Origin of the sequence: Sphingomonas sp. NPDC079357 (assembly GCF_044901155.1) — a bacterium.
Classification (GTDB): domain Bacteria; phylum Pseudomonadota; class Alphaproteobacteria; order Sphingomonadales; family Sphingomonadaceae; genus Sphingomonas.
On sequence record NZ_JBJDOM010000001.1, the window covers coordinates 1,472,474 to 1,496,857 of the forward strand.

A 24,384-nucleotide genomic window follows, 5' to 3' on the forward strand; every position below is an offset into this window, starting at 1 on the left:
TACCGCCGCTGATTGCGGTGCCAGTGCAAAGGAGCGTCAAAATGAACCGTTTTCACCTGCTGGTCGCCGGGCTGAGCCTGGTCGGCGTCACCGCCCCGCTCGCCGCCAGCGCCGCGCCGTGGCAGTCGATCAACGCACGGCAGACGCGGCTCGACCAGCGGATCGACCAGGGCATCCGCAGCGGCAAGCTCGATCGCCGCGAAGCGACCCGGCTGCGCCGCGACTCGCGCCAGCTCGTCCAGCTCGAGACGCGCTATCGCCGCAGCGGCGGGCTGTCGAACTGGGAGCGTCAGGACCTCAACCGCCGCTTCGACGCGCTGAGCGCGCGCGTCCGCTGGGACAAGCACGACCGCCGCTATCGCTGAGCGGCCTCCGCGATCAGCGCGTCGTCGATCGCGACGGCGCGCTGATAGGCCGGGCGCTGCTGGAGCCGGTCGAGATAGCGCATGAACGTCTCGCGCTTTTCCAGCAGCCCGAATTGCGTGAACCAGCCGACCGCACTGCCGACATAGACGTCGGCCGCGGTGAAGCGGTCGCCGGTGATGTAGCTGTGCGACGATATGGCATATTCGAGCGTGTCGACCGCCTCCGCGAAGCCGCCGTAGCCGACCATCCCACGCTTGGCCGCGGGCACCTCGACCCCCAGCACCTTGTCGACCATCGCCGCCTCCAGCGGCCCCGCGGTGAAAAACATCCAGCGCAGATAGGATGCGCGTTCTTCGGCGCGCGGCGCGAGCCCGGCGGCGGGGAACGCGTCGGCGAGATAGGCGCAGATCGCAGCCGCTTCGCTGACCACCGCGCCGTCGTGGACGATCGTCGGCACCTTGCCGAGCGGATTGGCATCGAGCAACGCGGCGGGCTTCTGCGTCCAGTCGACCAGCACCGTGTCGTAGCGCTCGCCGACCTCCTCGAGCATCCAGCGCGCGATCCGGCCACGCGACATCGGATTTGTGTAAAAGGTCAGCGTCATGCGCGGGCATCCAGATGGCGGTGAAAGAAGTCGATCGTCCTCCCCCAGGCGAGGTCGGCAGCGGCCTTGTCGTACCGCTCGGCCGACGTGTCGTTGTTGAACGCGTGGTCGACGCCGGGATAGTCGAACGCCTCGACCGGCTTGCCGGCGGCCTTGAGCGCGGCGACCCATGGACCGCCGGTCTGTGCGACACGCGCATCCTTGCCGGCATAATGGAGCATCAGCGGGACCTGCAGCTTCGGCGCCTCGGCCGGATCGGGCGCGGGACCATAATAGCTGACCGCGGCGGCGAGCCCCGGTCCGGCGGCGAGCGCGACGCGGTCCACCAGTGCGCCACCCCAGCAGAAGCCGACCGTGCCGACCTTGCCGGTGCCATGCGAGAGTTTTGCGAGCCGCCCGACCGTCGCCACCGCGCCGGCCAGCACTGCGTCCATGTCGGCCTTGCCGATCAGGTCGCGCGCGGCGTTCTCGTCGGCGGGGGTGCCGCCCTGCGCGGAGAGGAAATCGGGGGCGACGGCGAAGAAGCCGGCGAGTGCGACGCGGCGCGCGACATCCTCGATGTGCGGTTGCAGCCCACGATTTTCATGGATCACCATCACCGCGCCGATTGCGCGGCCGGGATTGCGTGGCGCAGCGAAATAGCCGGTCATCTGCGCGCCGCCACCGATGGCATAACTGCCCTTGCGGGTGACGAGCCGGGCGTCGCCGGGATCGGTGAGCGCGGCGGCGGCCGGCGACGCGGCGATCCCGCCGATCAGCGCCTCGGCGGCGGCAACCGATCCGACCAGCGCGGTCATCTGGCGCAGCAGGGTGCGGCGATCACGATGTTCGTGGGTGAAGGCGTCGTACAGGCCGATCGCCCGGTCGCGCAGGCTGGGGTCCATGACGGTTCCTCTCACGATTCGTTGTGGTTAGCGTGGGAGGGTAGCGGGAAGCGACGGGACGTGGAAGGTCGGCGTGGGAGCGGAGTCTACCGCCGTCGCCCCTGCGGAGGCAGGGGCCTATGGCTGCCAGCGACTTGATGGTCGTGGCCCGTCGTGGACGCTGTCTATGTGTCAGATGTTCCGCCACCTGCCACGGACATGGGCCCCTGCCTGCGCAGGGGCGACGGGCGTCGGGGCTGGAGGAGCGCCCTTATCGTCCCACCGGATCAGGTCCGGGGCGACGCGGTTACGCCTTCTCCAGCGTGCATTGCAGCGGGTGCTGGTTCTGGCGGGCGAAGTCCATCACCTGACTCACCTTCGTCTCGGCGACCTCATAGCTGAACACGCCGCACACGCCGACGCCCTTCTGGTGGACGTGGAGCATCACGCGTGTCGCCTCTTCCATGTTCATGCGGAAGAAGCGCTGGAGGCACAGGACGACGAATTCCATCGGCGTGTAATCGTCGTTGAGCATGAGGACGCGGTAGGGCGTCGGCTTCTTGGTGCGGGCGCGTGTGCGCGTGGCGATGCCGATCCCGGTGCCGTCACCGTCGGCATCGTCGCTCTGGCCCGCGGCCATCGGGACAATCTGCTGCTGCATGGACACTGCGCGAATATGGCACGCGGGGGCGCGCAGGCAAGACCGCAAACGCGCAAAAAAGGCGGCCGCATCGCTGCGGCCGCCCTCTTTCGCCTGCGCGACCGCGATCAGGCGGCCGGGCGGAACTTGTCGGCGGCGACGGCGACGCGGTTCTGCAGCGGCTTGGCGACGTCGCCGGCCAGCTTCAGCGTCGCTTCGGTCGAGCGCGAGGCTTCCTTGACCAGCGCGTCGAACGAGGCGCGGACGTATTCGGCGTGGAGCTGAAGCGCCTCGGTCGGCGACTTCACCGACGCCAGCGTCTGCACGAGCTGCGCGGTGCTCTCGTAACGGGCGCGCGCGAACGCGGCGGCGTCCTGACCGAACGACTCGAACGCCTGCGCGGCGATGCGGCTCGATTCGACCAGCGCCTCGACGTTGCCCTTGCCGAATTCGGCCATGTCCTCGGCGACCTTGCGGCTCTTGTCGAGCGCGACCCGCGCCTGCTCGCCAGCGTTGGCGAACGCCGCGCGGCCCTGCTCCTGCGCCTTGTCAGCGAAGGCCTTGGCCTGGTCCTGCGCCTTGTCGGCGAACGTCGTGACGGTGTCGGTCATGTTCGTGTCCTTCACTTCCAATGGCGCCGCGGGGGCAGCGGGTTCGGGTTGGGGAATGGGTTCTTCAATCACGGGAGCAGGTGCGGGGGGCGCTTCCGTCACCGGAACCGTCGGCTCTTCGGCGGCGATCACCACCGGCGCTGGTTCGTCAGTGAGCGCCGGGTTGGCGAGCACCGCGGGCACGTCCGGCTCGACGGGAACCGGCGGCAGTGTGGGCGTGAGCGACGCGCCCGGCTTTGCCGCGGCACGTGCGCGACCCTTGGCCGGTGTGCCCGTCTTCCTGCCCTCAACCTTGCCGGTCTGGTCCACCATCGTGTCCGCTCCGTAATTGCTGCACTGCACAATAGTGATTCGTGGTTGCAAAGACAAGTAGTTTGTGCGGCGCAGCAGAAGCGCTACTTGGCCCTGACGTAGCGGCCGGGCGCGTCCTCAAGCGCGGGTAGCGCCCCTGCGCCCGGCATGCGCGGCCCGTATGCGGCCACCGTCGCGGGCGAACGGGCGCGGAGCCAGTCCGCCCAGTCGTTCCACCAGCTGCCCTTCACCTCGCGCGCGCCAGCGATGAAGGCGTCCAGCGAGTCGGCGGGCTGATCGTTGATCCAATGCTGATATTTGCCGGCGGCCGGCGGGTTGACCACCCCGGCGATGTGCCCCGAGCCCGCGAGCACGAAGCGTAGCGGTCCGCGCAGATGCTCGGTCAGCTTCCAGACGCTTTCAGCCGGCGCGATATGGTCCTCGCGTCCCGCCTGTACATAAGCGGGGGTCTCAACCTTCCCGAGGTCGAGCGGCACGCCGCCGACGCTCATCGCGCCGGGCTGCACCAGCAGATTGTCGCGGTAAAGATCGGTCAGATAAGCGAGGTGCCACTTCGCGGGCAGATTGGTGACGTCGCCGTTCCAGTGGAGCAGGTCGAACGGCGCATAATCCTTGCCGAGCAGATAGTTGTTGGTGACGTAATTCCAGATCAGGTCACGCCCGCGCAACAGGTTGAAGGTCGCGGCGAGATAGCGACCGTCGAGGAACCCCTGCGGGCTGAGCGTCGCGATCATCTTCAGCTGCTCGTCGTCGACGAAATGGAGCAACTCGCCCGCGCGCGAGAAATCGACCTGCGCGGTCAGGAAAGTCGCGCTCGCCACCTTGTCGGCCTGCTCCTTCGCGGCGAGCCACGCCAGCGTCGCGGCGAGCGTGGTGCCCGCGACACAATAGCCGACCGTATGCACCGCGGGCACGTCCAGCAGGTCGCGGACCGTGTCAATCGCCTCAACCTGCGCGGCGACGTAATCGTCCCACACCACCTCGGCCATCGACGCGTCCGCTGACTTCCACGACACCATGAACACGGTGATCCCCTGCGCCACCGCCCAGCGGATGAAGCTCTTCTCGGGCGTCAGGTCGAGGATATAGAAGCGGTTAATCCACGGCGGAAAGATCAGCAGCGGCGTCGCCAGCACCGTCTCGGTCGTCGGCGTGTACTGGATCAATTCGTAGAGCTCGGTGCGCTTGACCACCTTGCCCGGCGTCGCGGCGAGATTGCGCCCGACCTCGAAGGCGGTGCCGTCGGTATGCGTCAGCTGCCCGCGCCCGATATCGGACAGCATGTTGGTGAGCCCGGTGAGCAGGTTCTGCCCGCGCGTCTCGATCGTCTTCTCGATCACCTCGGGGTTGGTCACCGCGAAGTTCGACGGGCTCATCGCGTCGACGAAGCCGGACGTGGCGAACTTCAGCTGCGCGCGCGTCCGCTCGTCGACGCCCTCCAGCGCATCGACCCCGCGCAGCATGTGGTCGGCAATCAGCGCATAGCTCTGCCGCATCCAGTCGAACGCCGGGTTGCTGCGCCACGCCGGATTGGCAAAGCGACGGTCCTTCTCCTTCGGCCGTTCCGCCTCGGGCGCGGGAGGCGTGGTGAAGCGCTGCCACAGCGCGAGGTAATCGCTCCAGAAATCGCGCGTCTGCTCCGCCAGCGTCTCGGGCGGCGCGAGCGGGACGCCGGCCTCCAGCATCAATTGCTGCGCACGGCCCATCAGCCATGTCCAATGCTGAAGATCGGTCAGGTCGGGCAGCGCGGTCTTCGGCGGGGCGACGGGCTCGGTCACGCGGGTTCCTCTCTCTCGGCTGCCGTAACGTACCGACGTTGCAGCGCGAAGTCAGGTCCACGGCTTTTTGTTGCGCGGGGTGCCCGGCGCGGGCGATTGGCTGTATAGCCGGCGGCGCAAAGGAGTATCAGCCCCGTGTCCGACGAATTCTACCGCATGAAGCGCCTGCCGCCCTATGTCATCGCCGAGGTCAATGCGATGCGGGCACAGGCGCGTGCGGGCGGCGAGGACATCATCGATCTCGGCATGGGCAATCCCGACCTGCCCCCGCCCGACCATGTGATCGCCAAGCTGATCGAGGTGGCGCAGAAGCCGTCGGCGCACGGCTATTCGCAGTCGCGCGGCATCCCCGGCCTCAGGCGCGCGCAGGCCAATTATTACGGGCGCCGCTTCGGCGTCGATATCGATCCCGAAACCGAGGTCGTCGTAACGATGGGATCGAAGGAGGGGCTGGCGAGCCTCGCCACCGCGATCACCGCGCCGGGCGACGTGGTGCTCGCGCCCAATCCGAGCTACCCGATCCACACCTTCGGCTTCATCATCGCCGGCGCGACGATCCGCGCGGTGCCGACGACCCCCGACGAACATTATTTCGAGAGCCTGCAACGCGCGATGGAGTTCACGATCCCGCGCCCGAGCGTGCTGGTCGTCAATTATCCGTCGAACCCGACCGCCGAGACGGTCGACCTCGCCTTCTATGAGCGGCTGGTGGCGTGGGCGCGCGAGAACGAAGTGTGGATCCTGTCCGACCTTGCCTATTCGGAGCTGTACTTCGACGGCAAGCCGACCGTCTCGATCCTGCAGGTGCCGGGCGCCAAGGACGTGGCGATCGAATTCACCAGCCTGTCGAAGACCTACTCGATGGCCGGGTGGCGGATCGGCTTCGCGGTCGGCAACAAGAAGCTGATCGCGGCGATGACGCGCGTGAAGTCGTATCTCGATTATGGCGCGTTCACGCCGGTGCAGGCGGCGGCGTGCGCGGCGCTCAACGGGCCGCAGGATATCGTCGAGAAGAACCGGCAGCTGTATCACAAGCGCCGCGACGTGCTGGTGGAGAGCTTTGGGCGCGCAGGATGGGACATCCCTGCCCCGCCCGCGAGCATGTTCGCCTGGGCACCGCTGCCGCCGGCGCTGAAGCATCTGGGATCGCTGGAGTTTTCGAAGCAGTTGCTGGCGCACGCCAAGGTCGCGGTCGCGCCGGGGGTCGGTTACGGCGAGAACGGCGAGGGCTTCGTGCGGATCGCGATGGTCGAGAACGAGCAGCGGCTGCGGCAGGCGGCGCGCAACGTGAAGAGATACCTGCAGAGCATGGGGGTCAACACGCCGGGCAAGGTTGCGGGGTGAGTTTACGGTTGCAGGCTATATTCCCCGCGTCGTCGCCCCGGACTTGATCCGGGGCCCCGCTTCTTCTCGACGGCGGCAAGAAGCGGGATCCCGAATCAAGTCCAGGATGACGAGGGGCTTGAGGCCAAGCTACCCGTCATTGCTTCGCTTCGCTCGTAGCGACGACCGGCGTGCGCACACGAAAAGGGCCGGTCGCTGCATCCAGCGACCGGCCCTTTTTCATCTACACCGAAGCGACGGGATCAACCGTCGTAATCGGCACCGAGGTTCTGATTGCGCGGCGGGGCAACGGCGGTGAGGCGCAGCGCCTCGGCCGAGGCGGCAAGGCTGCCGATCGCATCGGCCTCTTCCTCGTCGTCGATCTGGACACGCTGGAGGCTCTGCACCACCGACTCGTGCAAGTCCTTCGGACGCACCGTCTCCTCGGCGATCTCGCGCAGCGCGACCACCGGGTTCTTGTCGCGATCGCGATCGATCGTCAGTTCGGCACCGCCCGACACCTGCCGCGCGCGCTGTGCAGCGAGCAGGACCAGATCGAAACGGTTCGGGATCTTGTCGACGCAATCCTCGACAGTGACGCGCGCCATCCGCGTATCCTCTAAACGGTAAACTCAGGGAAGCTGGAGCAGGTACGCGGCCGGGGCGCGTTCGTCAAGGAAAGGCTGCGCTTGCCCGACGGCGCCGCCGTCGCCATCTGCCGGATCATGGATGAGGCCGCCCCGCAACCCGTATTCACCGTGGACGGCAACCGGCTGACGCTGCTCGATACCGGGCCGCGGCGACTCGAGGCGGTGCTGGCGCTGATCGACGGCGCGCGACGGTCGCTGCGCATCCTCTATTACATCTATGCCGACGACACGACCGGGCGACGCGTCAACGCCGCGCTGATCGCGGCGGCGCGGCGCGGGGTCGCGGTCAAGCTGATCGTCGACGGCTTCGGGAGCGAGGGCGACGACTTCTTCGATCCGTTGCGAGACGCGGGCGTGTCGGTGTGCCGCTTCTCGCCGCGCGTCGGGCGGCGCTACCTGTTGCGCAACCACCAGAAGCTGGCGCTCGCCGACGCTGAGGACGACGCCAAGATCATCATCGGCGGCTTCAACATCGAGGACGATTATTTCGGCACGCCCAAGGAACAGGCGTGGCGCGACCTCGGGCTGCTGGTCGAGGGACCGGCGGCGGCGCGGATGGCGGGCTATTTCGACGCGCTGGAGGAGGGCATCCACAGCGGCGGCAAGATCCGCCGTCTCAACAAGGCGCTGGCGCAATGGAGCGAGCGCGACGGGCGGCTGCGCTGGCTGATCGGCGGGCCGACCCGCCATCTGTCGCCATGGGCGCGCGCGATCCGCGCCGACATGCGGCACGCGCAGCGGATCGACATCATCGCGGGCTATTTCACGCCCAGCCCGACCGTGCTGCGACGGCTCGACCGCGCGGGCAAGCGCGCGGCGACGGTGCGCGTCGTCACCGCCTCGCGTTCCGACAACAATGTCACGATCGCGGCGTCGCGATTCACCTATGCCGGGCTGCTGCGCAAGGGCGTGCGGATCTGGGAATATGCCGCGACCAAGCTGCATACCAAGCTGTACGTGGTCGACGACGCGACATGGATCGGCAGCGCCAATTTCGACATGCGCAGCCTGTTCATCAATCTCGAACTGATGCTGCGGATCGAGGATGCGGCATTTGCGGAGCATGTGCGCGGCTATGTCGATGGCGAGATCGCGCAGTCGAACGAGGTGACGGTCAACGCTTACCGCGCGACAACCGGCTGGTGGCAGCGGAGCAAGCAGTTCGTGGCGTATCTGCTGACCGCGGTCGCCGATCCGGCGATCTCGCGCGGGCTCAATTTTGGGATAGACGAGTAGCGGCACCGTTACTGCGCGCGTAGCGAAGCAGTCCAGAGCCGGACCAGGACGCCCTTGATTGCTTCGCCATGCGCGCAATGGCGATTGATGCGGCGATCACTCCACCGTCACGGCCAACGCTTCCTCTTCCTGCTCCTGCGCCTGTCGCGCCCACATCTCCGCGTAAAGCCCGCCCTGCGCCAGCAGCGCCGCATGCGTGCCGCGCTCGACGACCTGCCCCGCCTCCAGCACGACGATCTGGTCGGCGTTGACGATCGTCGACAGCCGGTGCGCGATCACGATCGTGGTGCGGCCGCGCTCGATCGCCTCCAGCGTCTCCATGATCTCTGCCTCGGTGCGGCTGTCGAGCGCACTGGTCGCCTCGTCGAGGATCAGGATCGGCGGGTCCTTCAGCAAGGTGCGCGCGATCGCGACACGCTGCTTCTCGCCGCCCGACAGCTTCAAACCGCGCTCCCCGACGCGCGTGGCATAGCCGTCGGGCTGGCGCTCGATGAAGCCGGCGATCGCCGCGCCGCGCGCCGCCTGCTCGATCGCGCGCTGATCGGCGTCGGCGCGACCGTAGGCGATGTTATAGCCGATCGTGTCGTTGAACAGCACCGTGTCCTGCGGGACGATCCCGATCGCGGCGCGCAGCGACGGCTGCGCGACCTTCGCGATGTCCTGTCCGTCGATCGTGATCCGCCCGCCGCTGACATCGTAGAAGCGGTACATCAGCCGCGCGAGCGTCGACTTGCCCGCCCCCGATGGTCCGACCACCGCGCAGGTCGTGCCGGCGGGCACGTCGAGGTCGATGCCCTTCAGGATCGGCATGCCCGCGTCATAGCCGAACATCACGTTCTCGAACCGCACCGCGCCGCGCGACACCAGCAGCGCCGGTGCGCCGGGCGCGTCGACCACTTCGGACGGCGTGTCGATCAGGTCGAACATCGCGCCCATGTCGATCGCGCCCTGCCGGATCGTGCGATAGACCATCCCGAGCAGGTCGAGCGGGCGGAACAGCTGCGAGAGCAACGTCGAGACCAGCACCACCTCGCCCGCGGTGAAGCGACCCTGGCTCCAGCCATAGGCGATCCATGCCATACCGCCACCGAGCATCGCATTGGTGATCGCGGCCTGCCCGATGTTGAGCCACGCCAGGCTGTTCTCGCTGACCACCGCGGCATCGGCATAGGCGCGCATCGCGCGGTCGTAGCGCTGCGCCTCGCGCTCCTCGGCACCGAAATATTTGACGGTCTCGAAGTTGAGCAGCGAATCGACCGCATGCGCGACCGCGCCGGTGTCGAGGTCGTTCATCCGCTCGCGCAACGCCGAACGCCAATCGGTGACGAGGCGCGTGAACCAGATGTACAACGCGACCATCGCGACGGTGCCCGCGACCAGCTGCCATCCAAACTTCACCCAGAAGATGCCGAGCACCAGCGTCAGTTCGAGCACGGTCGGCGCGATGTTGAAGAGCAGGAAATAGAGCATTGTGTCGATGCTCTTGGTGCCGCGCTCGACCACCTTCGTCACCGCGCCGGTGCGGCGTTCGAGGTGGAAGCGCAGCGAGAGCTGGTGGAGGTGCCGGAACACGCGCGCCGCCAGCCGGCGGGTCGCCTCCTGCCCCACCCGCTCGAACACGGTGTTGCGCAGATTGTCGAACAACGTCGTGCCGAAGCGCGCGGCGGCATAGCCGACCACCAGCAGCACGACGAGCGACAGCGGCGTGGTCGGCACCGCCATGCCGTCGACCGCGCCCTGCAGCGCGAAGGGCGCGCCATAGACCTGCACCAGCTTCGACAGCACGACCAGCAGCATCGCGCCGACCACGCGGAGCTTCATCCCCGGCGCGTCGGCGGGCCAGAGATCGGGCAGGAAGCGGCGGAGCGTCGGCAGAAGCGGGCGCTCGGCGGCGGAGGAGGTCGATCTGTCGGGTGGCATGGGTGACGGGGATGTCGTGCGCGGGAGCACGCGCGTCAACCGTCCCGCGGTGGGACCGGTCGCCGATCGGAACACGCCGGGCGTGTACTCGTTTTATCCGTGAAGGGAAGACGAGATGGAAGCTGCGTTCTTCGTCATGGCGATCATGGGATGCGGCGATGCCGCCGCAGCCTGCGCCACCGCCCGCATCGAGCCCGCGCATTATGCGACGGTCCAGCAATGTCAGGCGGCGATGCCCGATGTGCTCGCACGCAACAACGACCTCGATTTTCCGGTCGTCAGCGCGGCGTGCCAGCGCAATGGCGCTCAGATGGTCGAGCGGGGATTGGGGAAATCGAAGGGCTGATCACGGTCGTCATCCCCGCGGAGGCGGGGATCCAGAACCTCCGACGTCTCGGCTCTTACAAGACCTGCGCGTCTGGATTCCCGCCTTCGCGGAAATGACAGTTGAGGACGGTTATATGGACCGCACTGCAGTTACGAAATAATCGAGCGCGGTCGAGCCGCCGAGCGTGAAGCCGGTCGCGCCGACCGATAAGCCGGTGACGTCGGTGACCTCGAAACCTGCGTCGACGATCATCGCCGACAATTCGTCGGGGGTCAGGAACTTGTCCCAGTCGTGCGTCCCGCGCGGGATCTGGCCGAGCCGCTCCGCGCCCTCGACCAATGCGACGCGCGACCACCAGGTGCGGTTGGGCGTGCTCATCACCAATAGTCCGCCCGGCGCGACCGCCGCCGCAAGCCCGGCGACGAACGAACGCGCGTCGGCGACATGCTCGACCACCTCCAGCGAGCAGACCAGATCGAACGTCTCGCCGGCCACCGCCTCGACCCCGCCCGCGCGATAGTCGATCGTCAGCCCGCGCCCTTCGGCATGGACCTGCGCGACCGCGATGCTCTCGGCCGCGGCATCAACCCCGGTCACGGTGCCGCCCATCCGCGCCAGCGGCTCGGCGAGCAGCCCCGCGCCGCAGCCCATGTCGAGCGCACGCTTTCCGGCGAGCGGCGTGAAGGTGCGATCGTCGAGGTCCCAGTGCCGGTCGATCGCCGCGCGCAGATAGCGCAGCCGCACCGGGTTGAGCCGGTGGAGCATCGCCGACGAGCCGTTTGGGTCCCACCATTCCGCCGCCAGCCTGCCGAAATGCGCCGCTTCGCGCCCGATCACCGAGGCGTGCGGGGCGGCGGGGATGGTTGCGGTTGTTACGCTTGCGTCGGTCATGCCCGCTTCCTATCAGGGCGCCCCTCTCATCCCAAGGCGTTTGGATACGGCAGTGGCGCGCATCGTCATGAAATTCGGCGGCACCTCGATGGCGGGAATCGAGCGCATCCGCTCGGTCGCCGCGCGGGTGAAACGCGAGGCCGCCGCCGGCAATCAGGTCGCGGTGGTCGTCTCCGCGATGGCGGGCGAAACCGACCGGCTGGTCGGCTTCTGCCGCGAAGCCTCGCCGCTCTACGATCCGCGCGAATATGATGTCGTCGTCGCCGCGGGCGAGCAGATCACCAGCGGGCTGCTCGCGATCGCGCTGCAGGCGATCGGCGTGCCGGCGCGCTCATGGCTGGGCTGGCAATTGCCGATCCACACCGACGACGCTTTTGCCAAGGCGCGGATCGGGACCATCGACACCGAAGCGCTCGACGCCAGCCTGGCGGCGGGCGAGGTCGCGGTGATCCCCGGCTTTCAGGGCGTGTCGGCCGAGGGAAGGATCACAACGCTGGGGCGCGGCGGGTCGGACACGTCGGCGGTGGCGATGGCGGCGGCGATGAAGGCCGATCGCTGCGACATCTACACCGACGTCGACGGCGTCTATACCACCGATCCGCGGATCGTGCCGCGCGCGCGCAAGCTTGCCAAGGTGACGTACGAGGAGATGCTGGAACTCGCCAGTGTCGGCGCCAAGGTGCTTCAGACCCGCTCGGTCGGGCTGGCGATGAAGGAAAAGGTTCGCGTGCAGGTGCTGTCGTCGTTCACCGGCGAGGATGCACCGATGGCGGATACATTGCCCGGTACGATGATCGTGGGCGAAGAGGAGATCGAAGACGTGGAACGCCAGCTCATCACCGGCATCGCGCACGACAAGAACGAGGCCAAGATCACGCTGACCAGCGTGCCCGACAAGCCCGGCTCGGTGGCGAGCATCTTCGAGCCGCTGGCGGCGGCGAACATCAACGTCGACATGATCATCCAGAACATCGCGCATCGCAGCCCGTCGACGACCGGCGGCAGCAGCAGCGCGACCGACGTGACCTTCACGGTGCCCGCCGCCGATCTGCCGCGCTCGATCGAGGCGCTGAATCAGGCGCGCGAGACGATCGGCTTCGGCGAATTGATCCACGACATGCGCGTCGCGAAGATCAGCGTCGTCGGCGTCGGGATGCGCAGCCATGCCGGCGTCGCAAGCTCGATGTTCACGACTCTGGGCGCGCGCGGGATCAACATCCAGGCGATCTCGACCAGCGAGATCAAGGTGTCGGTCCTGATCCACGAGGACGAGACCGAACTGGCGGTGCGTGTGCTGCACACCGCATATGGGCTGGATGCCGAAGAAGCGGCGTGAGGTTCGTGGCGGCGGTCTGATGCGACGCCGCCTTCCCCGTCATCCTGGCCCCGGACGAAAACCGGGGCCCCACTTCTTGTTTGCCGCGCTAGCGAAAAGCGGGAGCCCGGGATGACGGATGGGGAAGCGGCGACGCCGCTCCCGTCATTCCCGCCCGCGCGGGAACGACGGAGCCGCCTCAATCCTGCGCGACGACCTCGCCCGCGACCTGCGTGTCCGGGATGCGCGTCCGCTCGGCCTGAAATCCCAGCGTCGCGCGGCCATGTGCGGTACCGGCGACATCGGCGATCAGGTACAAGGGTCGGCGCTTCGCTTCGATGTACAGGCGGCCAAGATACTCGCCGATCATCCCCAGCACGAACATCTGGATCGACGACAGCACCACCACGACCAGCATCGTCGAGGTCCACCCCTGCACATGGTCGCCGACGAAATAGCCCCAGCCGATATAGACCAGCAGCAACATCGAACACGCCGCCAGCACGACCGAGAGATGGCTGGCCCAGCGAAGCGGCGCGGTCGAGAAGCCCGTGACGGCATCCAGCGCCAGCCGCACCATCTTGCCGAGCGGATAATTGGTTTCGCCCGCATGCCGTTCGGCGCGGTCATAAGGAAACGGCACCTGCCGGAACCCCACCCACGCGACCATGCCGCGGATGAAGCGCGCCTGTTCGGGCAGCGCAAGGAACGCGTCGAGCGCGCGGCGCGTCATCAACCGGAAATCGCCGGTATCGAGCGGGATGGCCGTATCGGTGACGCGATCAAGCACGCGGTAGAAAGCGGCGGCAGTCGCCTTCTTGAAGAAAGTCTCGCCCTCGCGCTTGCGCCGCACCGCGTAGACGACATCGGCCTGCTCGCGCGCCATCATCAGCCGCATGTCGGACAGCAGCTCGGGCGGATCCTGAAGATCGGCGTCGATGATCAGGATCTGCTCGCCCGCGCACATATCGAGCCCGGCAGTCAGCGCGAGCTGGTGCCCGTGGTTGCGCGACAGATTGATCGCCACCACGCGCGGATCCTCGTAGGACAGCCGCTGCATCGCCGCCCAGCTGTTGTCGCGCGAACCGTCGTTGACCAGCACGATCTCGTGATCGTCGCCGACCGCCGCCCGCGCCGCCGCCGAGACGCGCGCGTGGAGCAGCGGCAACGTAGCCTCTTCGTTATAACACGGGATGACGACCGAAAGCGCAGGACGATGCATAATGCCCGCATCTAACCGAAGCTTATCCGCGCGTCACGATCTTTACCAAGCGTCCCGGCGTCAATTGTGCGTCATCTTCGATCGCATTGAGCGTCATGAAGCGGTCGCGCTGAAGCTTGTCATACGCCATCTGCCGCGAAAGCGAGTCGATCGTATCGCCGCGCTTTACCGTGACGATGCGTATGCGTTTGCCCGATCCCTTCTCGTCATAGGCCAGCCCGTCGAGCTGACGAAGGAACGTCACGTCCTGCGGCGGCTCGATCAGCGGGCGGCCGGTCGCCTTGGCGAGCGCGGCGGCACGCCGCACACGGTCGGCGCTGTTGGGGTGGGTCGAGGCCCAGCTCGGCACCTGCTGCCCGCCCTTCCCTCCGACCTCCGCCTGCAACTGGCTCTGCGCATCGAGCTGCGCAAGCATGTCGGCGGCGGCATAGGGATCATAGCCGGCGGCGGTGATGTATTTCACGCCGAGGCCGTCGGCGGCATATTCCTGATCGCGGCCATATTTCAGCACATAGAGTTGCGCCTCGCTACGCGCGGCCGTGCCGACCAGTTGCCCGGCCGCGCTGTTGCCGGCCGCCGCGCCGACCACCGCGGCGAGCACGCCGCCGATCGTCGCGCGCTGATTACGCGCGGCGGAATGGCGCGCGGCGACGTGGCCGACTTCATGCCCCATAACCGACGCCAGTTCCGCCTCGCTGTTCATCAGCGCCAGCAATTGCCGGGTCACGTAGATATAGCCGCCGGGGATCGCGAAGGCATTTTCGACCGGTGAGTCAAGCAAGGTGACGATGAAGTCCCCCTGCGCATTCGACAGCCCGGATTGCACCGCCACCCGCTTGCCGACCCGTGCAACATAAGTCGCTTGCGGCCCGGTGTACTTGCCGCCGAACTGCGCCAGCAATTCAGGGTTCGCGCGTGCGCCGAGCGCCTTGTCATTCGCAGAAATCGACTGGGCCGCAACCGGCGACGCGGCGGTCGCCAGTGCTGCGGCAAGCAGCATGGATCGTAACATTGTTCGTCCTCCCGACTTGCCACAATGCGGAAAAGCGTTGGTGGTTTCCACCTCCCCGCATCCAATGGGTCAGCCGAGTCCCACGGTATTGATTAACGTGATCTTGACTCTCGCGCGGCAGAGCATCGCCGTAAGGATGGATCGGGGACAGCATCGATGTTCAACAGCTTGCCGATCGGAAAGAAGATCGCCGCCGCCTTCTGCGCGGTTATTCTCGCGGTACTCGTCATGATGACCGTGCTGTGGACGTTGCTGTCGCGGATCGAGGCGACCAGCGATGTCAGCGCGCGCGGGCAGGAGGTGCTGGCGCAATCGCTACAGATCGAGATCGGCATGCTGCGCCAGAACAGCCAGATGCGCGGCTTTCTGGTCACGGGCGACGAAGGCTATCTGAAGCAATATCGCGAGGGGCAGGCGCAGGTCGTGGACGGCACGACCAAATTGCACGCCTTGTTCGCGGATCGGCCGGCGCAACGCGCCAAGGTCGACGAGTCGCTGGCCCGCGCCGAGGATTGGCGTCGCGCGGTGGCGGAGCCGATGATCGCGCTGGCCCGCAGCGATCGCCTGGCGGCGCAGGAACGGCTGCGTGCGGTCAGCAGGAAGGTGACGCTGGTTCCCGTGCTCGCCCCGCTGCGCGACCTGCGCGACGAGGAAACCGAGCGCGGCGAAGCGGCCAGTGCGGCACGGATGCAGGCTTTGCTGACCGGCAAGATCGCGCTGGCGCTGGGCGGACTGGCGATGACCGGTACGGCGATCCTGGTGTCGTTGCTGTTGGGTCGCGCGCTCGCCCGCCCCGTGGTGCGGCTGACCAGAGTCATGGATACGCTCGCGCGCGGCGATCACGGTCTGACCGTGCCCGACACGGATCGCGCCGACGAACTGGGCAGCATGTCGCGCGCGGTGCTCGTCTTTCGCGACGCCGCCGCGGCGAAGGCGCAGGCCGATACCGAACAGCAGCAGGTGATGGCCGAGGTCGGCGGCGCGCTCGCGAGACTGGCCGAGGCCGACCTGTGCGCGACGCTGCGCGGCTTCCCGCCCTCCTATGCCGCGCTGGAGCGCGACTTCAACACCGCTGTCGCGCGGCTTGCGGTGGCGCTCGGCACGGTACGCGGCAGCGCGGGCGGGATCGCGACCAGCACCGCCGAAATGCATGCGGCCACCGACGACCTCGCCCAGCGCGCCGAGCAGCAGGCATCGAGCCTCGCCGAAAGCGCCGCTGCCGTGACAGAGATCGCGGCATCGGTGCGCGCCACCGCCGATGAGGCCAAGGCCGCAATCGGTGTCGTTGACCGCGCAACTGCCGACGTGCGCCACAGCGAGGAGATCGTTCGCCGGACGATGTCGGCGATCAACGATATCGAACGGTCATCGAACGAGATCGCCGAGATCATTGCGCTGATCGACGGCCTGTCCTTCCAGACGAATCTGCTGGCGCTCAACGCCGGGGTCGAGGCCGCGCGTGCGGGCGATGCCGGCAAGGGGTTTGCGGTGGTCGCCAGCGAGGTGCGCGCGCTCGCCGAGCGCTCCGCGGAGGCCGCGCGCGACATCAATGCGCGGATCACCAACACTGTCCAGCGGGTCCGCAGCGGCGTCGAACTGGCGCAGGAAACCGACACATCGCTGCGCGCGATCACGCGCGGGATCGACGAGATTGCGACGTTCGTGACGAAGATCGCCGACAGCGCCGCTTCGCAAGCCGCGAGCATCGGGCAGGTCAATGTCGCGATCGGCGAAATGGACAGTGCCACGCAGGCCAACGCTGCGATGGTGGAGGAAGTGACCGCCGCATGCCGCCTGCTCACCGACGAGACGGTGACGCTGGAGAGTCAGGTGAACCGTTTCCGCGTCGCTGCGACGCCAGTGGCAATCCGAGCGCCTGCCACACCGGTGCGTCGTGCGGTTCGTGCCGCCGGCGTCCCGGTCGTACGCGGGAACGTCGCGCTGGACGCTGTTAACGAGGACTGGAGCGCTTTCTAAACCAAGCAACTTGAATTATTATTGTAGATCAGGACACTTCACCGATGCTGCTTGTTCGATGGAGCAGCGACGGGAGCTGGATGATGCACGGGAAGCAACGAACGATCGGCGCCGGCATAGCAATGATGACGCTGGTGCTCGCGGCCTGCGTCAACCCGTCCGCGCGGATCGCCTCCTCGCTTGAGGGCTACGGCTTCGCGCCGGGGCAGTCGCAGTGCGTCGGCGACCGGCTGGAGAAGAATCTGTCGATCGGCCAGCTTCAGCAACTCGGCCGGGCGGCGCGGGCGACCCGCGAGGGCGACACGACGCCGGGGCGGCTGACGATCGGCGACTTCATCCGCGTTGCCGGGCAAGTAAAGGATCCCAAGGTTCCGCTGGAAGTCACCAAGGCAGCGGCCGGCTGCGGGATCGTGACCAGCGCACCTACGGTGTTGTAGGCCGGATCGCGCTCCATCGGGCCCGATGGAGAGGGGTCAGAGCCGCTCCGCCGCATTGACCGCATCGGCGGCGCGGAGCGCGGAAAGCAGTCGCATCAACTGATGCGCGTCGTGCACCTCCACATCGATGACGTTGGTGTGGAATTGCGTATCGCGGTTGTCGAGCCGCAGGTTGATGATGTTCGCCTTGTGCTGTCCGATGATGGTCGCCAGCATCCCGAGCGCACCGGGCTGGTTGCGGACCTCCACCGAAATACGCGCGGTCGCGCCCTCGGTGGCGTGCCCCCATTGCACGTCGATCCAGTCGGTTTCGTCCTCGCTGCGCTCCGCCAGATCGGCGAGCACGCGGCAATCGATCGCATGGACCTCGATCGAGGCGTCGGGGCGGCGCAGCCCGACGATCCGGTCGCCCGGCACCGGGTGGCAGCAATCCGCCAGCTCATAGGCGACGCCGGGCGCCAGCCCCTCGATCGAAATGGCGCTGGACTGCGGCGGCGCATGCGCAACATCGGCACCCGCCGAGCCCGGCATCAGCGCCTCCATCACCTCGCCGTCGGTCAGGGTGCGGCGCGCGATCGCCTGCATCAGCGCGGGTTCGTCGGCGAGCTTCAGCCGCTTGAGCGCCTCGTCGATCGCGTGATCGGCCAGCGTCGCGGGCAAGCGCTGAACGATGTCGTCGTACAGCTTGCGGCCCAGCGCAATCGTCTGCTCGCGTTCCTCGTTGCGCAGGTGACGGCGGATCGCGGCAAGCGCCTTGGCGGTAATCGCGACCTTCAGCCACGCCGGCTGCGGCACCTGCGCCTTGGAGCGCAGCACCTGCACCTGATCGCCGTTCTCCAGCACGGTCGACAGCGGCACGACGCGGCCGTTGACCTTCGCGCCGACCGCCTGGTCGCCGAGATCGGTATGGACGGCATAAGCGAAGTCGATCGGCGTCGCGCCCTTGGGCAGCTGGATCAGCTCGCCCTTCGGCGTGAAGGCGAAGATGCGATCCTGGTACATCGCGATTCGGGTATGTTCGAGCAGTTCCTCGGGCGTTTCGGCGGTGTCGAGGATTTCGACGAGATCCTTGATCCAGTCCTGCTGCTGGTCGGGGCGGACCGGGTGCGCGCCGACCGACTGCTTGTACGCCCAATGCGCCGCCAGCCCGAACTCAGCCTCGGCATGCATGTCGGGCGTACGGATCTGAATTTCGATGCGGCGATTTTCGGCATGGATCACGCTGGTGTGGAGCGAGCGATAGCCGTTGCGCTTCGGCGTCGAGATATAATCCTTGAACCGCCCCGGCACCGCCGGCCAGCGACGATGGATCAGCCCGAGCGCACGGTAGCAATCCTCGATCGTCGGGACGATCGCGCGGAACGCCATGATGTCCGACAGCTGCTCGAAGCTGATGTGGCGCTCCTGCATCTTGCGCCAGATCGAATAGGGGTGCTTCTCGCGCCCGGATACCTGCGCGTCGACGCCGCCGCGGCCGAGCAGCAGCTTCAGCCCCGAACCGATCTTGGCGATCCGGTCGCCGCCCGATCCTTCCTTGAGCTGCTCCAGCCGCCTGGTGATCGATTCATACGCCTCGGGTTCGAGCTGCGCGAAGGCGAGCGTCTGCATCTCCTTCATGAACTCGTACATGCCGATCCGCTCGGCGAGCGGGGCGTAGATGTCCATCGTCTCCTTCGCGATGCGGCGGCGCTTCTCCGGCTTGGGGATGAAGTGCAAGGTGCGCATGTTGTGGAGCCGATCGGCCAGCTTCACCAGCAGCACGCGGATGTCGCCCGACATCGCCATCAGGAACTTGCGCAGGTTCTCGGCGGCGCGCTCGTTCTCGGTCTGCGCCTCGATCTTGCTGAGCTTGGTCACGCCATCGACCAGCCGCGCGATGTTCGCGCCGAAGATCCGCTCGATCTCCTCGGGCGTCGCGACCGTATCCTCGACCGTGTCGTGGAGGATCGCGGTCGCGATCGTCTCGTCGTCGAGATGCAGCTCGGTCAGGATGCCCGCCACCTCGATCGGATGGCTGAAATAGGGATCGCCGTTGGCGCGTTTCTGCGTTCCGTGCGCGTTGACCGAGAAGACGTAGGCGCGGTTGAGCATCGCCTCGTTGGCGTCGGGGTCGTAATCGAGGACCCGGTCGATCAGTTCATATTGTCTCAACACGGGATGAGGATGGGGCCGGTTGCGGCCGCATTGCAACATTCCCGTGCAGAAAAAAACCGCCACGCCGCGCGACGTGGCAATTCGGCATCGCTTTTGCTGTCGCTGCGGGTCAGCGCGCCGCCCAGCGGACCGCGTTGGTCAGCATCCGGTGCACGTTGGCATCGTCATAGACCGCCGGCTCGTGCCCCAGCGCCGAATAGAAGACCCGGCCCTTGGCGCGCGGATTGACCCACGCCACCGGGTGGGACGCGCCCATCGCCAGCTTGCCCCCGACGCGGTAGCTCTTCTCGTCGACACGCGCGAGCACGGTCATGCCGCGTGTCGCGGGATCGTTCGAGAAGGAATACCATTCGTCCGACAGCGGGAAGGTCCGCGCGACCCCGGCCATCACCGGATGCTGCGGCTTGTCGACGATCACCTGCGCGGTCTGGATATGATCGTCGCCATTGGGGTGGCCGATGAAGGTCGTGCCGATGATGGTGCGGTCGTACCACGGCTCCTTGTGACTATCGTCACCCGCGGCGTGGAGCGCAACGACGCCGCCGCCGCGCGCGACGAAGCGTTCAAAGGCCGCGAGCTGATCGGGGCTCATGAAATTGCCGCTCGCGCTGTTGAGCACCACGACCGCGAAGTGGCTGAGGTCGCGGTCGTTGAAGACCGCGGCATTCTCGGTCGCAAAGCTCTTGCGGCCGAGCTGCTTGGCGATGTCGCCCAGCACTTCGTTGGAATGCGGAATATGTTCGAAATGCCGCCAGCCGTTGGTCTTGGAGACGATCAGCACCGCGCCCTTCAGCCCGGCAGGCAGCGTCGGCGCGACGGTGTCGACGACCGGCGCGGGCAGATGCGGATTGTCCGGCGCCTGCGCCGCTGCCAACATCGCAATCATCATCAGTGATTTCAGCATCATCCGTCTCCTGCGGCTAGCGTAGCCGGGGACGTGGCCGAGGTGAAGCGGACTTTGGTCGCGGAAGCGGCACGGCTATGATCGGCGCATGAAGCCGGGCATCCGTTACCAGTTCCACCATATGGGCATCCCATGCGACACGCCGCGCGAGGGCGAGAGCTACAGCGCGAAGGCGGGGATGTTCACCGCCGACAATCCCGGCGCCTTTCGCATCCAGTGGCATCGCTTCACGCCGGAGTCGACGCTGCACCCGCTGATCCGCACCGTCCCGCATACGGCGTTCAAGGTCGACGATCTGGCGATGGCGATCGCGGGCGAGACGCTGCTGCTTGGCCCCTATGAGCCGATCGACGGTTATCGCGTCGCGATCATCGACGACGGCGGTGTGCCGGTCGAGCTGATGGAAACCGACCTGCCCGATGGGGAATCTGGGCGCGCGCCCGCAGCGGCAAGGGGTCGTTGTACCGCGATTGAGGCGTGGATGCGGTTTGAACGCATCGACCGTCATTGCGAGCGTTGCGAAGCAATGACGGATTAGCGTTGCATCATCGTCCTCAAGAAGCGCGGCCCTTCGGGCAACGCTCCCTACGTCAGTCGACCAGCGTGACGCTCATCGTGATCCGCTGCTCGCCATGCGGCGCCACCTCGAATACGCCGGGCTTGTCGCGATATTCGCCGTCATAGCCTTCGGGGTCGGCGATGCCGTGCCACGGCTCGACGCACACATAGGCCGCGCCGGGCTTGGTCCAGATGCCGAGCTTCGGCGTGTCCGGGAACGCGATACGGAGCTGCGGTGCGCCGTCGACGCCGTAAATAACCGACTGCGAGGCGACCGGGTCCCACACCAAGGCGTCGTCGGCGAACAGATCGTCGGCGAGGTGCAGCACGGGACCATCGAGCGGCGAGGGACGCTCGGTCGCAGCGATCGTGCCGTCGGTGGCGATCACCTTGAGCGCGCCGGGCTCGTCCTTCTCGAACGTGATGCGGTGCGCGGCGCGGTCCTGTCCGTAGGGCAGCGGCCAGGCGAAGGCGGGGTGGAAGCCGAAGCTGGCGGGAAGCGGCGCGTCGGCCGGGTTCACGACCGTCACCTCGATGCCAAGCGTCGCGTCGCGCAGTTCGAACGCCACCTCCAGTCGGAACGCGAACGGATAGGAAGCGCGCGTCGCCTGATCGTCGGTCAACGCGAACACGGCGCGGGTGGCGCTCGTCTCGATTACCGAAAAGACGCTGCGGCGCGCGAAGCCGTGCTTGGCGATCGGATAGGACACGCCATCGACCTTGATCGCGCCGCTGGCGGTCATCCCGACCACCGGGAACAGCAGCGGGGCACGCCCAGTCCAGAAACGCGGGTCGGCGTCGGTCATCAGCTCGCGCCCGTCGGCGTCGGTGAGCGACGACAGCTCCGCGCCGAGCGGGTTGATCGCCGCGGACAGCGTGCCGTTCGAAATGCGGATCCAGTCATCAGCCACGTAATTGCGCTCCCTGCTTGGCGGCGGCGGCGACCACCTTGTCGGCGATCGCCTTCAAATCGGCGTCGGTGAAGCTCTTCTCGGCGGGTTGCAGCACCACCTCGACCGCAACCGACTTATGCCCCTCGGCGACGCCGGTGCCGGTGAACACGTCGAAGACGCGCGCGCGGGTGATCGTCGCCTTGTCCGCGCCCTTGACCGCGCGCACCAGCGCCTCGGCCGAGACATCGGCGGGGACGAGGAACGCAAAGTCGCGGCGCACCGGCTGGAGCGCGGGCGGCGCATAGGCCGCGCGCATGAAGCCCGAACCGCGTTTGGCGGGGATCGCGTCGAGATACAGTTCGACCGCCGCGACCTGTCCACCCAGGTCGAACGCCTTCATCACCGCCGGATGCACCGCGCCGAACGCCGCCAGCACCGTCTTCGGCCCGAGCCGCAGCGTGCCCGAGCGACCGGGGTGAAAGGCCGCGCCCGCCTCGCCCATTACCTGCAGATTGTCGACCGGCGCGCCTGCCGCCGCCAGCAGCGCCAGCGCCTCGGCCTTGGCGTCATAAGCGTCGAACCCGGCGGCCTTGCCCTCACGCCAGCCGCGCGCGCGCTTGTCGCCCGCGAGCACCACGCCGACCGTCGCGCGCTCACCCTCGGCGAGATAGCGCCGGCCGATCTCGAACAACCGCACCGTCTCGACACCCTGCCGCAGGTTGCGCTCGGCAGCCGAAAGCAGGCCGGGGAGCAGCGAGGGACGCATCACCTTCAGCTCCTCGCTGATCGGGTTCGCCAGCCGCCACGCCGCCTCGCTGAACGGCGCGACCTGTTTCTCGCTGAGGAAGCTCCACGTGACCGCCTCGTCGAGCCCGCGCGCAGCGGCGGCGCGGCGGGTGCGGCGCTCGATCCGCTGCTCGGGGGTCGCGGTCGGACGGGCGACGCCGGGGGTGCGCGGCAGCGGCACCGGGGCGACCTTGTCGATCCCTTCGATGCGGATCACTTCCTCGACCAGATCGGCGGTGCCGTCCACGTCGCGTCGCCATGTCGGCGGGGTGACGTTCCATGCGTCGTCGACCGTGAAGCCGAGCGATTCGAGGATCGCGCGCTGCCGCTCCGGCGCGACCGCGAGCCCGCCGAGCGTTTCGGCGCGCGCCGGGTCATAGGCGTAGGAGCGCGTCCCGAGCGGCGGCTCACCCGCGCGGGTCACGCCGCTGGCGGTGCCGCCGCAATATTCGAGCACGAGGAAGGTCGCGATCGCCAGCCCGTCGTCGAGGAACGCCGGGTCGACACCGCGCTCGAAGCGTTGCCGCGCATCGCTGGTCAGCGCGAGTTTCTGCCCGGTGCGTGCGATCGCCTCCGGGGTGAAATAGGCGCATTCGATGACGACGTCGGTGGTCGTATCCGACACGCCCGAATGCGCGCCGCCCATGATCCCGCCGATATCGTGCACCGCGACATCGTCGGCGATGACGGTCATCCCCGCCGACAGCGTGTAGGTCTTGCCGTTGAGCGCCTCAACCGTTTCGCCGTCGCGCGCCTGACGCGCGACCAGCCCGCCCGACAGCTTCGCCTTGTCGTAGACGTGCAGCGGGCGGCCGAGATCGACCGTCAGGTAATTGGTGATGTCGACCAGCGTCGAGATCGGCTTCTGCCCGATCGCGCGCAGCCGCTTGGTCATCCACTCCGGCGCGGCGCCGTTGGTGAGGCCGCGCACACCTTGCGCGAAGAATGCCGGGCAGCCCGCCGCATCCTCGATCCGCACGTCGGGCCCGGCGCCTTCGCCCACGACCTCGGGCACGGTCGGCGGCACCAAAGTACCGAGGCCCGCCGCCGCCAGATCGCGCGCGATGCCGTGGACGCCCATGCAATCCTGCTTGTTGGGCGTCACCGACACCTCGATCACCGGATCGCCGAGCCCGGCATAATCGGCGAAGGCGGTGCCGACCGGCGCGTCGTCGGGCAGTTCGATGATCCCGTCGTGGTCCTCGCCCAGTTCCAGCTCGCGGGTCGAGCACATCATGCCGTTCGATTCGACGCCGCGAATGCCTGCGACCTTGAGCACCATGCCGTTCGCCGGGACTGTTGCGCCCGGCTTGCCGAACACGCCGACCAGCCCGGCGCGCGCGTTGGGCGCGCCGCACACCACCTGCAACGGCCCGTCTCCGGCATCGACCGACAGCACCTGCAACTTGTCGGCCTGCGGGTGGCGTTCGGCGGTGAGCACGCGCGCGACGGTGAAGCCGTTCAATTTGGCAGCGGGGTCGGTGACGCCCTCCACCTCCAGCCCGATGTTGGTGAGCGCGACCACGATCTCGTCAAGCGATGCGGTCGTTTCGAGATGGTCCTTGAGCCAGGAGAGCGTGAATTTCATTTTACTTCCCGTCGCC

General features: G+C 67.4%; 22 protein-coding genes. 8 read left to right on the forward strand and 14 right to left on the reverse strand.

The window, feature by feature from the left end; genetic code table 11:
* The first annotated feature begins 41 nt into the window (after window positions 1–41).
* Window positions 42–365, forward strand: coding sequence for a hypothetical protein (locus tag ACI2JO_RS06865; RefSeq protein ID WP_404719951.1), 324 nt, complete (start codon window positions 42–44; stop codon window positions 363–365).
* Here ACI2JO_RS06865 and ACI2JO_RS06870 read toward each other — a convergent pair.
* From ACI2JO_RS06870 to ACI2JO_RS06890, 5 genes are all read right to left on the reverse strand, one after another.
* Window positions 356–970: a glutathione S-transferase family protein gene (locus tag ACI2JO_RS06870; RefSeq protein ID WP_404719952.1), complete on the reverse strand. Its 615-nt coding sequence runs from the start codon at window positions 968–970 to the stop codon at window positions 356–358. The two genes, ACI2JO_RS06865 and ACI2JO_RS06870, sit on opposite strands and share 10 nt — an antisense overlap.
* Window positions 967–1,854, reverse strand: a complete 888-nt coding sequence (locus tag ACI2JO_RS06875; protein ID WP_404719953.1) for a dienelactone hydrolase family protein — start codon at window positions 1,852–1,854, stop codon at window positions 967–969. Before ACI2JO_RS06875 ends, ACI2JO_RS06870 begins: the two co-directional genes overlap by 4 nt.
* A gap of 286 nt (window positions 1,855–2,140) precedes the next feature.
* Entirely contained in the window at window positions 2,141–2,494 is a 354-nt protein-coding gene (gene clpS, locus ACI2JO_RS06880) for an ATP-dependent Clp protease adapter ClpS (protein ID WP_376699699.1), read from the reverse strand.
* Between the two features lie 107 nt (window positions 2,495–2,601).
* On the reverse strand, window positions 2,602–3,396 hold the full coding sequence (locus tag ACI2JO_RS06885; protein ID WP_404719954.1) for a phasin family protein: 795 nt from the start codon (window positions 3,394–3,396) through the stop codon (window positions 2,602–2,604).
* An 83-nt stretch (window positions 3,397–3,479) separates the two neighbouring features.
* Window positions 3,480–5,102 (reverse strand): PHA/PHB synthase family protein, encoded by a 1,623-nt coding sequence (locus tag ACI2JO_RS06890; protein WP_404720341.1) that lies wholly within the window; start codon window positions 5,100–5,102, stop codon window positions 3,480–3,482.
* Between the two features lie 207 nt (window positions 5,103–5,309).
* On the opposite strand from ACI2JO_RS06890, the gene ACI2JO_RS06895 reads away from it, so the two are divergent.
* The gene (locus tag ACI2JO_RS06895; protein ID WP_404719955.1) at window positions 5,310–6,518 is read left to right on the forward strand and encodes an LL-diaminopimelate aminotransferase; all 1,209 of its coding nucleotides are present in this window, start codon (window positions 5,310–5,312) and stop codon (window positions 6,516–6,518) included.
* 242 nt (window positions 6,519–6,760) lie between these two features.
* On the opposite strand, the gene rpoZ is transcribed toward ACI2JO_RS06895, so the two are convergent.
* Window positions 6,761–7,105, reverse strand: coding sequence for a DNA-directed RNA polymerase subunit omega (gene rpoZ / locus ACI2JO_RS06900; protein ID WP_022687961.1), 345 nt, complete (start codon window positions 7,103–7,105; stop codon window positions 6,761–6,763).
* Between the two features lie 117 nt (window positions 7,106–7,222).
* On the opposite strand from rpoZ, the gene ACI2JO_RS06905 reads away from it, so the two are divergent.
* Window positions 7,223–8,383: a phosphatidylserine/phosphatidylglycerophosphate/cardiolipin synthase family protein gene (locus tag ACI2JO_RS06905; RefSeq protein WP_404720342.1), complete on the forward strand. Its 1,161-nt coding sequence runs from the start codon at window positions 7,223–7,225 to the stop codon at window positions 8,381–8,383.
* A 96-nt stretch (window positions 8,384–8,479) separates the two neighbouring features.
* Here the strand turns inward: ACI2JO_RS06905 and ACI2JO_RS06910 are convergent, their stop codons facing one another.
* Window positions 8,480–10,303 carry an ABCB family ABC transporter ATP-binding protein/permease gene (locus tag ACI2JO_RS06910; RefSeq protein WP_404719956.1) on the reverse strand — a complete coding sequence of 608 codons (1,824 nt, stop codon included), beginning with the start codon at window positions 10,301–10,303 and terminating at the stop codon, window positions 8,480–8,482.
* A 115-nt stretch (window positions 10,304–10,418) separates the two neighbouring features.
* Between ACI2JO_RS06910 and ACI2JO_RS06915 the strand changes: the two genes are divergently transcribed.
* Entirely contained in the window at window positions 10,419–10,649 is a 231-nt protein-coding gene (locus ACI2JO_RS06915) for a hypothetical protein (RefSeq protein WP_404719957.1), read from the forward strand.
* Between the two features lie 111 nt (window positions 10,650–10,760).
* On the opposite strand, the gene ubiG is transcribed toward ACI2JO_RS06915, so the two are convergent.
* Window positions 10,761–11,522, reverse strand: coding sequence for a bifunctional 2-polyprenyl-6-hydroxyphenol methylase/3-demethylubiquinol 3-O-methyltransferase UbiG (gene ubiG / locus ACI2JO_RS06920; RefSeq protein WP_404719958.1), 762 nt, complete (start codon window positions 11,520–11,522; stop codon window positions 10,761–10,763).
* A gap of 52 nt (window positions 11,523–11,574) precedes the next feature.
* Between ubiG and ACI2JO_RS06925 the strand changes: the two genes are divergently transcribed.
* Window positions 11,575–12,858 carry an aspartate kinase gene (locus tag ACI2JO_RS06925; protein ID WP_404719959.1) on the forward strand — a complete coding sequence of 428 codons (1,284 nt, stop codon included), beginning with the start codon at window positions 11,575–11,577 and terminating at the stop codon, window positions 12,856–12,858.
* A gap of 178 nt (window positions 12,859–13,036) precedes the next feature.
* Here ACI2JO_RS06925 and ACI2JO_RS06930 read toward each other — a convergent pair whose 3' ends face one another.
* Entirely contained in the window at window positions 13,037–14,059 is a 1,023-nt protein-coding gene (locus tag ACI2JO_RS06930) for a glycosyltransferase family 2 protein (protein ID WP_404719960.1), read from the reverse strand.
* Between the two features lie 22 nt (window positions 14,060–14,081).
* Window positions 14,082–15,071, reverse strand: a complete 990-nt coding sequence (locus ACI2JO_RS06935) for a M48 family metalloprotease (RefSeq protein ID WP_404719961.1) — start codon at window positions 15,069–15,071, stop codon at window positions 14,082–14,084.
* Window positions 15,072–15,227: 156 nt separating this feature from the next.
* On the opposite strand from ACI2JO_RS06935, the gene ACI2JO_RS06940 reads away from it, so the two are divergent.
* Window positions 15,228–17,048, forward strand: a complete 1,821-nt coding sequence (locus tag ACI2JO_RS06940) for a methyl-accepting chemotaxis protein (protein WP_404719962.1) — start codon at window positions 15,228–15,230, stop codon at window positions 17,046–17,048.
* A 44-nt stretch (window positions 17,049–17,092) separates the two neighbouring features.
* On the forward strand, window positions 17,093–17,485 hold the full coding sequence (locus ACI2JO_RS06945; protein ID WP_404719963.1) for a hypothetical protein: 393 nt from the start codon (window positions 17,093–17,095) through the stop codon (window positions 17,483–17,485).
* A 36-nt stretch (window positions 17,486–17,521) separates the two neighbouring features.
* Here ACI2JO_RS06945 and ACI2JO_RS06950 read toward each other — a convergent pair whose 3' ends face one another.
* Together ACI2JO_RS06950 and ACI2JO_RS06955 are read right to left on the reverse strand one after the other, a co-directional pair.
* Complete coding sequence (locus tag ACI2JO_RS06950) at window positions 17,522–19,639, reverse strand: RelA/SpoT family protein (protein ID WP_404719964.1); 2,118 nt, start codon at window positions 19,637–19,639, stop codon at window positions 17,522–17,524.
* 109 nt (window positions 19,640–19,748) lie between these two features.
* The gene (locus ACI2JO_RS06955; protein ID WP_404719965.1) at window positions 19,749–20,543 is read right to left on the reverse strand and encodes a ThuA domain-containing protein; all 795 of its coding nucleotides are present in this window, start codon (window positions 20,541–20,543) and stop codon (window positions 19,749–19,751) included.
* Window positions 20,544–20,631: 88 nt separating this feature from the next.
* On the opposite strand from ACI2JO_RS06955, the gene ACI2JO_RS06960 reads away from it, so the two are divergent.
* Window positions 20,632–21,081, forward strand: a complete 450-nt coding sequence (locus tag ACI2JO_RS06960; protein WP_404719966.1) for a hypothetical protein — start codon at window positions 20,632–20,634, stop codon at window positions 21,079–21,081.
* A 52-nt stretch (window positions 21,082–21,133) separates the two neighbouring features.
* Here ACI2JO_RS06960 and ACI2JO_RS06965 read toward each other — a convergent pair whose 3' ends face one another.
* Complete coding sequence (locus ACI2JO_RS06965) at window positions 21,134–22,012, reverse strand: aldose 1-epimerase family protein (RefSeq protein WP_404719967.1); 879 nt, start codon at window positions 22,010–22,012, stop codon at window positions 21,134–21,136.
* Window positions 22,005–24,368, reverse strand: a complete 2,364-nt coding sequence (gene pheT, locus ACI2JO_RS06970) for a phenylalanine--tRNA ligase subunit beta (protein ID WP_404719968.1) — start codon at window positions 24,366–24,368, stop codon at window positions 22,005–22,007. The genes ACI2JO_RS06965 and pheT overlap by 8 nt, the downstream gene beginning before the upstream one ends.
* Window positions 24,369–24,384 lie beyond the last annotated feature (16 nt).